Annotated in this window: 16 protein-coding genes; 6 read left to right on the top strand and 10 right to left on the bottom strand. The window is 70.8% G+C overall.

Translation table 11 applies throughout. The features are described from left to right. Nucleotides 1–13 precede the first annotated feature (13 nt). From BW982_RS00300 to BW982_RS00290, 3 genes are read left to right on the top strand one after another with little or no spacing between them, the layout of a single operon-like run. Nucleotides 14–1,333 carry a magnesium transporter gene (locus BW982_RS00300; protein WP_076490133.1) on the top strand — a complete coding sequence of 440 codons (1,320 nt, stop codon included), beginning with the start codon at nucleotides 14–16 and terminating at the stop codon, nucleotides 1,331–1,333. Next, on the top strand, nucleotides 1,333–1,866 hold the full coding sequence (locus BW982_RS00295; protein ID WP_076490132.1) for a DUF1003 domain-containing protein: 534 nt from the start codon (nucleotides 1,333–1,335) through the stop codon (nucleotides 1,864–1,866). Before BW982_RS00300 ends, BW982_RS00295 begins: the two co-directional genes overlap by 1 nt. Beyond that, the gene (locus BW982_RS00290; RefSeq protein WP_076490131.1) at nucleotides 1,863–3,014 is read left to right on the top strand and encodes an Mrp/NBP35 family ATP-binding protein; all 1,152 of its coding nucleotides are present in this window, start codon (nucleotides 1,863–1,865) and stop codon (nucleotides 3,012–3,014) included. Before BW982_RS00295 ends, BW982_RS00290 begins: the two co-directional genes overlap by 4 nt. A 3-nt stretch (nucleotides 3,015–3,017) precedes the next feature. Here the strand turns inward: BW982_RS00290 and BW982_RS00285 are convergent, their stop codons facing one another. Continuing rightward, on the bottom strand, nucleotides 3,018–3,401 hold the full coding sequence (locus BW982_RS00285; protein WP_076490130.1) for a twin-arginine translocase TatA/TatE family subunit: 384 nt from the start codon (nucleotides 3,399–3,401) through the stop codon (nucleotides 3,018–3,020). Between the two features lie 71 nt (nucleotides 3,402–3,472). Here BW982_RS00285 and BW982_RS00280 point away from each other — a divergent pair, with 71 nt between their 5' ends. Beyond that, the gene (locus BW982_RS00280) at nucleotides 3,473–4,111 is read left to right on the top strand and encodes an O-methyltransferase (RefSeq protein ID WP_076490129.1); all 639 of its coding nucleotides are present in this window, start codon (nucleotides 3,473–3,475) and stop codon (nucleotides 4,109–4,111) included. A 75-nt stretch (nucleotides 4,112–4,186) separates the two neighbouring features. Here BW982_RS00280 and BW982_RS00275 read toward each other — a convergent pair whose 3' ends face one another. From BW982_RS00275 to dapE, 3 genes are all read right to left on the bottom strand, one after another. Further along, entirely contained in the window at nucleotides 4,187–4,360 is a 174-nt protein-coding gene (locus BW982_RS00275; RefSeq protein ID WP_076490128.1) for a DUF3117 domain-containing protein, read from the bottom strand. 95 nt (nucleotides 4,361–4,455) lie between these two features. Beyond that, nucleotides 4,456–5,679, bottom strand: a complete 1,224-nt coding sequence (locus BW982_RS00270) for a hypothetical protein (protein ID WP_083696462.1) — start codon at nucleotides 5,677–5,679, stop codon at nucleotides 4,456–4,458. Then, nucleotides 5,676–6,752, bottom strand: coding sequence for a succinyl-diaminopimelate desuccinylase (gene dapE / locus BW982_RS00265; RefSeq protein WP_076490127.1), 1,077 nt, complete (start codon nucleotides 6,750–6,752; stop codon nucleotides 5,676–5,678). The genes BW982_RS00270 and dapE overlap by 4 nt, the downstream gene beginning before the upstream one ends. Nucleotides 6,753–6,792: 40 nt before the next feature. Here dapE and dapD point away from each other — a divergent pair, with 40 nt between their 5' ends. Continuing rightward, complete coding sequence (dapD, locus tag BW982_RS00260; protein WP_076490126.1) at nucleotides 6,793–7,707, top strand: 2,3,4,5-tetrahydropyridine-2,6-dicarboxylate N-succinyltransferase; 915 nt, start codon at nucleotides 6,793–6,795, stop codon at nucleotides 7,705–7,707. Between the two features lie 163 nt (nucleotides 7,708–7,870). Here the strand turns inward: dapD and BW982_RS00255 are convergent, their stop codons facing one another. From BW982_RS00255 to BW982_RS00230, 6 genes are all read right to left on the bottom strand, one after another. Beyond that, nucleotides 7,871–9,166, bottom strand: a complete 1,296-nt coding sequence (locus tag BW982_RS00255; RefSeq protein WP_076490125.1) for a citrate synthase — start codon at nucleotides 9,164–9,166, stop codon at nucleotides 7,871–7,873. Between the two features lie 203 nt (nucleotides 9,167–9,369). After that, the gene (dapC, locus tag BW982_RS00250; RefSeq protein WP_076490124.1) at nucleotides 9,370–10,473 is read right to left on the bottom strand and encodes a succinyldiaminopimelate transaminase; all 1,104 of its coding nucleotides are present in this window, start codon (nucleotides 10,471–10,473) and stop codon (nucleotides 9,370–9,372) included. Nucleotides 10,474–10,476: 3 nt separating this feature from the next. After that, nucleotides 10,477–10,797, bottom strand: a complete 321-nt coding sequence (fdxA, locus tag BW982_RS00245) for a ferredoxin (RefSeq protein ID WP_022878250.1) — start codon at nucleotides 10,795–10,797, stop codon at nucleotides 10,477–10,479. A gap of 51 nt (nucleotides 10,798–10,848) precedes the next feature. Continuing rightward, nucleotides 10,849–11,244, bottom strand: a complete 396-nt coding sequence (locus BW982_RS00240; protein WP_076490123.1) for a histidinol dehydrogenase — start codon at nucleotides 11,242–11,244, stop codon at nucleotides 10,849–10,851. A gap of 21 nt (nucleotides 11,245–11,265) precedes the next feature. After that, nucleotides 11,266–11,580 carry an AzlD domain-containing protein gene (locus BW982_RS00235; protein WP_076490122.1) on the bottom strand — a complete coding sequence of 105 codons (315 nt, stop codon included), beginning with the start codon at nucleotides 11,578–11,580 and terminating at the stop codon, nucleotides 11,266–11,268. After that, entirely contained in the window at nucleotides 11,577–12,296 is a 720-nt protein-coding gene (locus BW982_RS00230; RefSeq protein WP_076491680.1) for an AzlC family ABC transporter permease, read from the bottom strand. Before BW982_RS00230 ends, BW982_RS00235 begins: the two co-directional genes overlap by 4 nt. A gap of 65 nt (nucleotides 12,297–12,361) precedes the next feature. Between BW982_RS00230 and BW982_RS00225 the strand changes: the two genes are divergently transcribed. Continuing rightward, nucleotides 12,362–12,913 (top strand): helix-turn-helix domain-containing protein, encoded by a 552-nt coding sequence (locus BW982_RS00225; protein WP_076490121.1) that lies wholly within the window; start codon nucleotides 12,362–12,364, stop codon nucleotides 12,911–12,913. The last annotated feature ends 70 nt before the right edge of the window (nucleotides 12,914–12,983 follow it).

Here is a 12,983-nt window from a genome sequence, read left to right as displayed (position 1 = left end):
CTACGCTGGGACGGTGAGCACGCAAAGGGTTTTCGTCGCCCGCTTGGCGGGCTGCACGGTGTTCGATCCCGCGGGCGACCGCCTCGGGAAAGTGCGCGACGTCGTGGTGATCTACCGCGCGTCGGATGCGCCGCGCGTCGTGGGCCTCGTCGTCGAGATCCCCGGCCGACGACATGTGTTCGTGTCCATCGGGCGCGTCACCTCCATCCAGGCAGGGCAAGTCATCACGACCGGCCTCATCAACGTCCGCCGCTTCCAGCAGCGCGGCGGTGAGGTGCGGGTCATGGCCGAGATGCTCGGCCGCCGCGTCCACCTGGTCGACGGCTCCGGCGACGCCGTGATCGAAGACGTCGCGATCGAACGCAATCGTCTCGGCGAGTGGGACGTGGGACAGCTGTTCCTGCGCCGCCCGCGCACGAGCGCGTCCCCGTTCGCGAAGGGGGCGACGACGTTCGCCGCCTGGAGCGCGGTGCGCGAGAACCAGACCCCCGGAGAAGCCCAGTCCGCCGAGCAGCTCGTCGCGACGTACTCCGAGCTGAAGCCCGCCGACCTCGCCAACACGCTCCTCGACCTCCCCGAGGAGCGCCTCATCGAGGTGGCCGAGGAACTCAGCGACGACCGTCTCGCCGACGCCCTCGAAGAGATGCCCGAAGACGAACAGGTGCACATCCTCGAGCAGCTCGGCGACGAACGCGCCGCCGACATCCTGGATGCCATGGAGCCCGACGACGCGGCCGACCTCCTCGGCCAGCTCCCCGAGTCGCGTTCCGAGCAGCTCCTCGAACTGATGGAGCCCGAAGAGGCCGACGACGTCCGCGCCCTGCTGCAGTACGGCCCCGATACCGCCGGTGGCCTGATGACGCCCGAGCCCATCGTGCTGTCGGCGGATGCCACGGTGGCCGAGGCCCTCGCGCTGATCCGTCGTCACGAGCTGCACCCCGCGCTGGCGGCATCCGTGTTCATCACTCTCCCGCCGTACGAGACGCCCACGGGCCGGCTGCTGGGGACCGTGCACTTCCAGCGCATGCTCCGCTATCCCCCGCACGAGCGTCTCGGCGCGATCATCGACGACACCCTCGAGCCCGTTCCCGCGGATGCCTCGGCGGCCGAGGTCGCGCGCCTGCTGGCGAGCTACAACTTGGTCTCGCTGCCCGTCGTCGATCAGGCGCACCGCCTCGTCGGCTGCGTCAGCGTCGACGACGTGCTCGACTATCTGCTGCCCGACGACTGGCGCACGCACGACAGCGATGATCCGAAACCCAAGGCGACGATCCGACCGACCGCGACCGCGAGTATCCCCCAGATCACGACCCACACCCCGAGGAGGCGCTGATGGCACGTGCACAACGACAGACCGCCCTCGACGCCCCGCGCGGGCGCACCGGCATGCTCGCCCCCCGCGCGCCGCAGCCCTCCCGCGACCGCTTCGGTCGCTTCACGGAGTGGGTGGCGCGGGCGATGGGAACCCCGACGTTCCTCCTCTCGCTGACGCTGTTCTGCGTCGTGTGGATGGGGTGGAACTCCCTCATGCCCGACGAGCTGCGCTTCGACTCCGCCGCCATCGGGTTCACCGCCTTGACCCTCGTGCTCTCGCTGCAGGCGTCGTACGCGGCCCCGCTGATCCTGCTCGCGCAGAACCGTCAGGACGACCGCGACCGGGTGCAGATCGAGCAGGACCGTCAGCGCGCCGAGCGCAACCTCGCGGACACGGAGTACCTGGCCCGCGAGATCGTGGCCCTGCGCATGGCCGTGCGCGATCTGACCGACGAGGTCATCACCAAGGAGAGCCTGCGCGCCGAGCTCAAGGCGGCGCTGGAACGTCTCGACGACCACGACGCCGCCGAGACGAAGTCGGCGACGTCGTGAGCGAGGCGGTCGCCGACCGCGTGCGCACCGCGGTGGCCGCCGTCACCGACCCCGAGTTGCGTCGCCCGATCGGCGAGCTCGACATGGTGCGCGACATCGCGGTGCGCGACGGCGTCGCCGAGGTCGGTATCGCCCTGACGATCGTCGGATGCCCCGCCGCCGACCGGATCGAACGCGACGTCCGGGCCGCGGCGGCGTCCGTGGCGGGAGTCTCGTCGGTCGAGGTGGCCGTCGGGGTGATGTCGCCCGACGAGCGTCGTGCGCTGACCGAACGTCTCCGGGGCGGCCGGGCGAAGCGCGAGATGCCGTTCGGACCCGATTCGCTCACCCGTGTCATCGCCGTGACCAGCGGCAAGGGGGGCGTGGGCAAGTCGACGCTCACCGCGAACCTCGCCGTCGCGCTTGCCGCTCGTGGTCTGCGGGTGGGACTCGTGGATGCCGATGTCCACGGCTTCTCCATCCCGGGCCTGCTGGGCCTCGTCGACGCCGACGGACTGCCCCCGGCGCCCACCCGCCTCGATGACCTGATCCTCCCGCCGGTGGCCTACGGCGTGAAGGTGATCTCGATCGGGATGTTCCTGCGCCGTCCGGGCGAGGAGGCCGCCGGAGCGGTCGCGTGGCGCGGTCCGATGCTCCACCGGACCGTCCAGCAGTTCCTGACGGACGTGTACTTCGGCGACCTCGATGTGCTCCTGCTCGACATGCCGCCGGGCACCGGCGATGTCGCGATCTCGGTCGGACAACTCCTCCCCCACGCGGACGTCCTGGTCGTGACGACCCCGCAGGCCGCCGCCGCCGACGTGGCCGTGCGGTCGGGTGTCGTGGCGCGCCAGACGGGTCAGACGCCCATCGGCGTCATCGAGAACATGGCCGCGATGTCCCTGCCCGACGGGACGCTGCTCGACCTGTTCGGCTCGGGTGGCGGCGAAGCGGTCGCCCGTGCGCTGTCGAACGAGGGTCACGACGTGCCGCTGCTGGCATCCGTCCCGCTGAGTCCTGCGCTCAGGACCGGCGGCGACGACGGCCGTCCCGTCGTGATCTCCCGGCCGGACGACCCCGCCTCGATCGCCATCGACGCGGCGGCGGCGGCTCTCGCGGTGCGCCCGCGGGGGTTGTCGGGACGCTCGCTGCCGCTGCGCCTCGGCTGAGGATCAGGTGGCTTCGTCGTCGAACGGCGGAGTCTCACCCGGGACGAAGATCGGGGCGACGGCCGGCTTGTCGGATGCCGCCTGCGTCGCGAGCGCGGCGGCGCCGGCGGCGCGCATCGTCGCCGTCGGAGTGTCTTCGAGAAGCGCCTCACGGATGATGCGGCGGGGGTCGTACTGCCGCGGGTCGAGCTTGCGCCAGTCGACGTCGTCGAACTCGGGACCCATCTCGTCGCGCATGCGCGTCTTGGCGCCCTGCATCGCCTCGCGCGCACGCTTGCTCAAGCGAGCGAGCGACTCCGCATACTTCGGGAGGCGCTCCGGTCCGATGATGAGTGCGGCGATCACACCGATCAGCAGAAGCTTCTCGATCGTGAGCCCGAAGAACATGAGTTCAGATTACCCGCCGCGCCTCGGCCGTCCGCACCACCCACCCGTCTAGCCTGAGCGGGGAGGTCCACGTGAGCGGTTATGAAGCGAACGAGCGGTTCGTGCAGGAGTCGACGGTCGAGCCGGAGCACATCGCCCGCGCGCGGGCGCACGCGCTCGAGCTCGGAGCGGCGCCGATCAGCCCCGCCGTCGGCGCGCAGATCGCCGTGCTCGCCGCGGCATCCCGAGCCCTCAACGTCGTCGAGGTCGGCACGGGCGGCGGCGTCTCGGGCCTCTGGCTCCTCCACGGCTCGCCGCGCGCGACGCTCACCACGATCGACAGCGAACCCGAGCACCTCGGGGCCGCCCGCGCGGCCTTCGCCGAGGCCCGGATTCCCGCGGCTCGCGCCCGGTTCATCACCGGCCGCGCCGCCGACGTCCTCCCGCGGATGAACGAAGCGTCCTACGACATCGTCCTCATCGACGCCGACGCCGAGGGAGTCATCGAGTACGTCGAGCACGGTCTGCGTCTGGTGCGTGCCGGAGGCACGGTCCTCGTCCCGCGCGTGCTCGCCGGGGGGTCCGTGGCCGACCCCGTCCGCCGCGATGCCGTCACGACCGCGTACCGCTCGCTGATCCAGGAGGTGCAGACCTCCCCCGCCGTCTTCGGCGCCCTGTCGACCACCGGCGAGGGACTCCTCCAACTGACGACGGTCACCCCGATCACCTGAGAGGCGTGATCGCCTCACCCCTCCACCGACGACGAAGGCCGGCCCCCGCGGGGACCGGCCTTCGTCGAAGATGCGTCAGGCTGCGCCGACGACACCACCGAGAACGTCGTACAGTTCTTTGGCCTCGGCGTCGTTGACGGACACCACCAGGCGCCCGCCGCCTTCGAGCGGAACACGCACGATGATGAGCCGGCCCTCCTTCACGGCCTCCATCGGTCCGTCACCGGTACGCGGCTTCATGGCTGCCATCGCGGCCCCCTTTTCGTCGTTGGTCTACGGACTAGTTTAGTCGGTCCTCGGAGTACCCCGAGTTGCCGCGCCTCTCGCGGTGGCGTCACGCGATGTCACGGGATCTGCCAGTACGTGTTCCCCAGGGCGTACATGTTGTAGATCCACCACCACTGGCCGAGCAGCGCGGCCGCCAGCACGGCGACGCGCCAGGTGCGCGAAGGGGGAACGGCCAGCGCTCCCCACAGCGGCGAGATCGGCAGGAGAAGCCGGAAGACACTCGACTGCGGGAAGAACACCAACAGCAGATAGATGAGGTAGCTCGCCGACCAGAGGCGCAGCTCGACACCCAGACGCTTCACCTGCGGGGCGAACAGCAGCACCGCAGCGGTTCCGAGCACGAGGAGCACGAGCGCCGCATACCCTGCCACCGGGCCCAGGCCCCACTGCGTGAACCAGAATCCGGCGGCCTGGATCCACCCGTCGACGGGGATGAAGCCCCCGGTGCTGTCGGCGATCCAATTGCGTCGCCAGGCGAGCTCGGTGGCGAGGTACGCCCCGGGGTCGCCCGTCACGGCACCCGCGATGAACTGCCAGGCGAACCCGACCACGACCGCCACGCCGGCCACCCCGACGAGGTGCGCGACGTCGCGCAGCGGCAGCGGCTCCGCTCGACGTCGCAAGAATCGGTGAAGGCCGTACAGCCCGAGGAAGAGCGCGAAGGCCAGGATGCCGGGACGCGTGAACCCCATCACGGGGACGAGGACGTACAGCCACACCCAGCGACGCCGCTGCACGCAACGCAGAGCGAGGAAGAGCAGGAAGAGGAAGAGCGACTCGGCGTATCCGACCTGGAACATGGCGGCGAGCGGTCCGCAGGCGAAGAACGCGACCGCCCACATCGCGGCCGATCCGCCGATGCGCTCGCGCAGCAGTCCGTAGAGGACGACGCTCGCCCCGAAGCCCGAGAGCAGCGAGATGACGACCGCGCCCGCGGCCCACGAGCCGAGGATCGTCCCGAGGCCCGCGGCCAGGTACGGGAACACCGGCAGGAAGGCCCACGCGTTCTCGGCGACGCCGCCCTGCGCGGTCAGGGGTAGCTCGGCCGGGTATCCGTTGACGGCCGCGAACCAGTACCACTGGGCATCCCAGCCGAGCGCCAGCTCGCCGAGGGAGGGCGCGACCCCGTACCGGGACCCGGGCCCCGACAGCGCCGCAGTCAGCAGGAAGAAACAGGTCGTCACCAGACGGGCCGCGACGTAGACGACCGCGATCCTCGCCACCACGGGCCAGCCCTGCCAGGAGCGTGCCCGGGCAGGTGTCGCGGTCTCCGTGCTCACGATCCGGTCAGCCAGGACCGCAGCCCGCGCTCGACGGAGTCGATCTGGCCGAGCGGGACGCGTTCCTCGTCGTGGTGCGCGAGGTGCGGGTCGCCGGGACCGTAGTTGACGGCCGGGATGCCGAGAGCCGAGAACCGCGCGACGTCGGTCCAGCCGTACTTCGGCTGGGGGGTGGCGCCGACGGCGGCGACGAAGTCCCGGGCGAGGGCGGCATCCAATCCGGGGCGAGCCCCCTCGGCGACGTCGACGATCTCGATGTCGAATCCGGTGAACACGTCGCGCACCACCCGCTCGGCGGCGGCCGCGTCGCGGCTGGGGGCGAAGCGGTAGTTGACCTCCACCTCGCACGCGTCGGGGATGACGTTGCCGGCCACACCGCCGCTGATGCGTACCGCGTTCAGACCTTCTCGGTACACGAGGCCCTCGACCTCGATCTCCCGCGCGCGGTACTCCGCGAGTCGGGTCAGGATCGGGGCGGCCTTGTGGATCGCGTTCTCGCCGATCCACGAGCGGGCGCTGTGCGCGCGGACGCCGGCGGTCCGGACCAGCGCCCGGAGCGTGCCGTTGCAGCCGCCCTCGACCTCTCCGTTGCTCGGCTCGCCGAGGATCGCGAAGTCTCCCACGAAGAGGTCGGGACGGTTGCGGGCGAGTCGGCCGAGGCCGTTGAGCGACGAGTCGACTTCTTCGTGGTCGTACCACATCCACGTGATGTCGACGGGAGGGGAGGTCAGCTCGACGGCCAGCTTGAGCTGTACGGCGACGCCCGCCTTCATGTCGACCGTGCCGCGCCCCCAGAGGAAGGGCTGCCCGTCGATCTCGCGGTGCTGCACCGGCAGATTGTCGTTGATCGGAACCGTGTCGATGTGGCCGGCGATCACGACCCGGCGGTCACGTCCGAGATTCGTGCGGGCGACGATCGTGTCGCCGTCGCGGATCACCTCGAGGTGCGGGTGTCCGGAGACCGCCGCCTGGATGGCATCCGCGAGCGGGGTCTCGTCGCCGGAGACGCTGGGGATGTCGCAGATCGCCCGGGTGATCTCGACGGAGGACGCGGTCAGGTCGAGCGTGGGCATGCGTCCGATCCTACCCAGGGCGCCCCGCTAGCCTGTCGGAGTGACGAACGAACGACTGATCACCGGTACCGGCCTCTCCACCATCGCAGCGGACGGGACGGTGTTGGACGCGTGGTTCCCCGCTCCCGCGCTCGGCACGACCGACGCCGGCGCGGACCACGCCCTCGCCGACCTCGCGGGCCCCGACGATCGCCGCGCCGTGCACGTGGAGGTCGTCACGGTGACGATCGACGCGGATGCCGCGCCGGCCTCGACCGTGGACGCGTACCTCCGGCTGCAGGCCCTGTCGCACCGGCTCGTCCGCCCGAACGAGATCTCGCTCGACGGCATCTTCGCGCACCTGCCCAATGTCGCGTGGACCACCGCCGGCCCGATGCACCCCGACGACGCGACGCGCCTGCGTCCCACGCTGCTGCGCCATGGCATCCAGATCCAGGGTCTCGACAAGTTCCCGCGCCTGCTCGACTACGTCACGCCCGCCGGTGTCCGCATCGCCGACGCGTCCCGCGTCCGTCTGGGCGCCTACCTCTCTCCCGGCACGACGGTCATGCACGAGGGCTTCGTGAACTTCAACGCCGGGACCCTCGGGTCCTCGATGATCGAGGGCCGCGTGTCGCAGGGCGTGGTGATCGGCGACGGGACCGACATCGGCGGGGGCGCGTCCATCATGGGGACGCTGTCCGGCGGTGGCACGCACCGCGTCTCGATCGGCGCGCGGACGCTCCTTGGCGCCAATGCCGGGATCGGGATCTCGCTCGGCGACGACTGCGTCGTGGAGGCCGGGTTGTACGTCACCGCGGGCACGAAGGTGCGCGTCGGCGACGAGACCGTCAAGGCCGGGGAGCTGTCGGGCCGCGACGGCATCCTGTTCCGCCGCAACTCGCTGACGGGCGCCGTCGAGGCCTCGGCGCGAGCCGGTGTCGGCGTCACGCTCAACGCCGCGCTGCACGCCTGACCACTCCTCGATAAACGCTCTTTCCGGCGAGACACGCCACGAGGCGCCGTGTCTCGCCGGGGAGGGCGTTTCTCGTTTGCGGTGTGGCCGTCGCGCACGCACGGACGGCGCCGCAGCGAAACGCCCCGCCCCTCGCGAGAGGGACGGGGCGGCGGCGGGACGGTCAGATCCCGGGGTAGTCGCGCTGCGCGGCCCCCGTGTACAGCTGCTGCGGGCGGCCGATCTTCGTCTGCGGGTCGGTGATGGCCTCGCGCCACTGCGCCAGCCACCCGGGGAGACGCCCGATGGCGAAGAGCACCGTGAACATGCGCGTCGGGAAACCCATCGCCTTGTAGATGACGCCGGTGTAGAAGTCGACGTTCGGGTAGAGGCGACGCTCCTTGAAGTAGTCGTCCTCGAGGGCGATCTGCTCGAGCTCCTTGGCGAGGTCGAGCAGCGGGTCGCTCACGCCGAGAGCCTCGAGGACCTCGTCCGCGGCACCCTTCACGAGCTTCGCGCGCGGGTCGTAGTTCTTGTAGACGCGGTGCCCGAAGCCCATGAGCTTCACGCCGTCTTCCTTGTTCTTCACGCGCTCGACGAACCGCTCGACGCTCTCGCCCGAGTCGCGGATGCGTCCGAGCATCTGCAGCACGGCCTCGTTCGCACCGCCGTGCAGCGGGCCGGAGAGCGCCTGGATGCCGGCCGAGATCGACGCGAACTGGTTGGCTCCCGTGGAGCCCACCAGACGAACGGTCGACGTCGAGGCGTTCTGCTCGTGGTCGGCGTGCAGCATGAGCAAGAGGTCGAGGGCCTTCGTCATGACCGGGTTGACCTGATAGATCTCGCTCAGCACGCCGAAGTTCAGCTTGAGGAAGTTGTCGACGAAGCTCAGCGAGTTGTCGGGGTACAGGAACGCCTGGCCGATGCTCTTCTTGTGCGCGTAGGCCGCGATCACGGGGAGCTTCGCGAGCATGCGCACCGTGTTCAGCTCGACGTGCTCGGGGTTGTGCGGGTCGGACTCGGACTCGTAGTAGGTCGAGAGCGCCGCGGTCGCGGCCGAGAGCACCGACATCGGGTGCGCGGTCGGAGGAAGCGACGAGAAGAAGCGCTTCAGGTCTTCGTGCAGGAGCGTGTGACGGCGGATGCGCTCGTCGAACTCCGCCAACTCGGATGCCGAGGGCAGCTCGCCGTAGATGAGGAGCCATGCGACCTCGAGATAGGTGCTGTGCTGCGCCAGCTGCTCGATCGGGTACCCGCGGTAGCGCAGGATGCCCTGGTCGCCGTCGATGAAGGTGATGTTCGACTTGGTCGATGCGGTGTTGACGAAGCCGTAGTCGAGCGTGGTGTGACCGGTCTGCCGGGTCAGTGACGCGACGTCGATGCTCGGGATCCCGTCGGTGCCCCGGAGGACCGGGAATTCGGCGGTGGTGCCCCCCACCGAGAGGGTGGCCTTGTCGTGCTCGATACCCGCGTCGCTCACCGCGCCTCCTTGCGATTTCTGGTCGCCCTTGTCGTCCGGACCGTGGTCCGCGGCCGGGATCCGACTGCGCGATTCCCGACACGGCACCCGGCGGAGGGTGGCCCGCTCGAAGTGCCCCTACAGCCTATCGGGGCCGACGACGTACAGATGACATCGCCAAAGGATGCCCCCTCCCGATGGAGGGATCCTCCTGTCCTCCCGCCTCAGGGCGCCAGGCGCTCGGCCGCGGCGGCGATGCGCTCGTCCGTGGCCGTCAGCGAGAAGCGGACGTGCTGGGGGAAATGCGTGCCGTAGAAGTGCCCGGGGCCGACCAGGATGCCGAGATCGGCGAGGCGTCCGACGCTGTCCCACGCGTCCCGCCCTTCGGTCGCCCAGAGGTACAGACCGCCCTCGCTGCGGTCGACGCGGAACCCGGCGGCGTCGATCGCGGGCTTCAGCACCGCGCGGCGGCGGGCGTAGCGCTCGCGCTGCTCCGCGACGTGCGCGTCGTCGCCGAGCGCGACCGTCATGGCGCGCTGCACCGGAGCGGGCGGCATGAGCCCGAGGTGCTTGCGGCCGGTCAGCAGACGGGCCACGACCTCGGGGTCGCCGGCGAGGAACGCCGCGCGATATCCCGCGAGGTTCGACTGCTTACTGAGGGAGTAGACCGAGAGCACACCGGAGAGGTCGTCACCGACGACCGCCGGATCCAGCACGCTCGGGACACCCGTGGTGTCCCAGGGCGCGTCCCAGCCGAGCTCGGCGTAGCACTCGTCGGAGGCCAGCACCGCACCGAGGGCGCGAGCCCGGGTCACGGCATCCGCGAGTTCGTCCGTCGACAGCACGCGGCCGTCGGGGTTCCCCGGCGAATTGATCCACACCAGGCGGGTGTTCTCGGGCCATTCCGCGGGATCGTCGGATGCCACGGCATCCGCGCCCACGAGACGGGCGCCGACCTCGTAGGTCGGGTACGCCGCCCGGGGGTGGACGACGGCGTCACCGGGACCGATGCCGAGGAGCAGCGGCAGCAGGGCGACGAGTTCTTTCGAGCCCACGGTGGGCAGCACGTGAGCGGGAGTCAGACCCGGGACGCCGCGGCGCCGGGTGTACCAGTCCACGATCGCCTCGCGCAACGCCGGAGTCCCCATCGTCTGGGGATAGGCGTGCGCGTCGGTCGCCGCCGCGAGCGCCTCAGCAACGACGGCCGGAGTCGGGTCGACGGGCGAACCGATCGAGAGGTCGACGATGCCGGCGGGATGACGGCGGGCGCGCTCGGCGTACGGAGCGACCGCGTCCCAGGGGTAGTCGGCGAGATCGGCGACGCCCACGGGTCAGTGGCTCTGCGGGGGGAGCGCCGAGATCACGGGGTGATCCTTGGCGATCACACCGACCTTGGCGGCACCGCCGGGCGAACCGATGTCGTCGAAGAACTCGACATTGGCCTTGTAGTAGTCCGACCACTCTTCGGGGAGGTCGTCCTCGTAGTAGATCGCCTCGACGGGGCAGACGGGCTCGCACGCACCGCAGTCGACGCATTCGTCGGGGTGGATGTAGAGCGACCGCTCACCCTCGTAGATGCAGTCGACGGGACACTCGTCGATGCACGCGCGATCCTTGACATCGACACACGGGAGGGCGATCACGTAAGTCACCCGCTCAGTCTACGCGTGACGGCGACGGGGACCGGGCCGCGCGCCGGTGTCCTATGATCCGTCGGCGGGCTCGGGGCGCATCTTCGACAGGTCGGGGAAGAAGGCCACCAGGGCGAGCAGGATCGGGCCGACGAAGGTCCAGGCGATCGCGATCCATTCGGTGTCGGGTGTGGCGGCGGCCACGATCGCGGAGCCGCCCGGGCCGACCTGCGAGAACAGGTACGTCGCGGCGATGATGCCGAGTCCGCCCGCGATGGCGTTGACCCGGTCCTGCGTCAGCGTGCGCAGGGCGATGAGGAGTCCCGCGCATCCCACGGTCCCGAGGATGAGCCCGACCGGGACGAACCCGAGCCGGAAGGCATGTCCGACGGTGGCCGCGGTCCCGTAGAAGGCACCGACGACGAACGCGACGATCCACCCGATGACGCGAACGATTCCTGAACCCACGACGTCAGTCTAGGCGCGGGTTCATGTGGCCCAGCCGAGCGCGCGCAGCAATGCGGCGGTCACGGCCGCGGCGGCCACCACCACGAGGAACGGCGCCCGGCGCCACAGCAGCACGGCCGCCACCCCGACGGCGGGGAGCCGCGCATCGACGACGATCGCGGGCCCGGCTCCCAGAGCCTGCACGACGACCAGTGCCGAGAGCAGCGCGACCGTGAGCAGGTCGGCGATACGGGCGGGGCGCGGGGCGTCGAGCCATCCCTGCGGCAGGAGATACCCCGCCGCCTTCAGTCCCAGACAGAGCACGGATGCCGCGAGCACGGCGGTCCACAGGGTCATGGCATCCCCTTCTCGTCGTCGTCCGGCGTCGTGCGCGGACGCGGGTCGAACCACCCCAGCGCGACGGCGACACCCGCCGCGGCGATGACGGGGATCCCGGGCATCACCCACGGCGTGAGCAGCCCGGCGACGGCCGCCGCGCCGACCGCGACGGCGAGGGGCTGACGCCCGCGCAGGCGCGGCCACAGAAGGGCGAGGAAGGCGGCGGCCGCCGCGGCATCCAATCCCCACGCGCGCGGATCGCCCAACACGTCGCCGAGGAGCGCACCGGCGAGCGTCGTGACGTTCCAGCCGATCCAGATCGCGATCCCCGTGACCCAGAATCCGGTGCGGCGCGCCGCGGCCGTCGACTGCGCCAGCGACACGGCCACCGACTCGTCGATCGTGAACGGGGTCGCGAGGGAACGGCGCACGCGGCCCGGCCCGATCACGGGCGACATCCGCATCGCGTAGGCCGCGTTCCGCACGCCCAACAGACCCGCCGACGCGATCGCCGCGGGGGCGGCCGCGAGTCCCCCGGCGGCGATCACACCGACGAAGGCGAACTGCGAGCCCCCGGTGAACATCACGAGGCTCAGCACGCACGTCTGCCACACGTCGAGACCGGATGCCACGGACAGCGCACCGAACGAGATTCCGTAGGCGCTGGTCGCCACCGCCACGGCGAGCCCCTGACGGACGACCGACTTCTGAATCGTTCGACGTAATGAACGCATGGTCAGATCTTCGAACGATCGGCGTTCGTTCGTCAAGTCGAACGATTGGCGAGCATAATGAACGCATGAGTGACCTCGGCGACCGCATCGCGACGACCCTGCGCCGCGAGCGCGAGCGGCGCGACCTCAGCGTGTCCGAACTGGCGCGCCGCGCCGGCGTCGCCAAGGCCACGGTGTCGCAGCTCGAGAACGGCGGCGGCAACCCCAGCGTCGAGACCCTCTGGGCCCTGGCGTCGGCGTTGGAAGTGCCGTTCGCGGTGCTGGTGGACGAGGGCGTCCGCTCCCCCACGCTCATCCGTGCGGGAGAAGGCACGGCTGCCGTCCCCGCGAGTTCGGCCGACTACCTCGCGGTGCTGCTGTCGGCGAGTCCGCCGCACGCGCGTCGCGACATCTACGTGCTGAGCGCGGATCCGGGGAGCCCCCGCGTGTCCGACCCCCACCCGCGCGGGACGGTCGAGCACGTGGTGCTCGTCACCGGGCGGGGGCGTATCGGCCCGGTCGACGCGCCCTACGATCTCTCGCCCGGCGACTACCTCTCCTACCCCGGCGACGCCCCGCACGTGTTCGAGGCCCTCACCCCCGGTATGAGCGCGGTCTGCATCGTCGAGTCGCACTGACCGCGCAGCCCCCGCGCGCCGCCCCGCAACGGTCCATCGAGTGTCCAGGACACGCCGTTCGCGAGGGCGG

The sequence above is a fragment of the Microbacterium sp. RURRCA19A genome (genome assembly GCF_900156455.1).
GTDB lineage: Bacteria > Actinomycetota > Actinomycetes > Actinomycetales > Microbacteriaceae > Microbacterium.
Note: the sequence above shows the minus strand (reverse complement) of the source record. Positions and strands in the feature narration are given on the sequence as shown.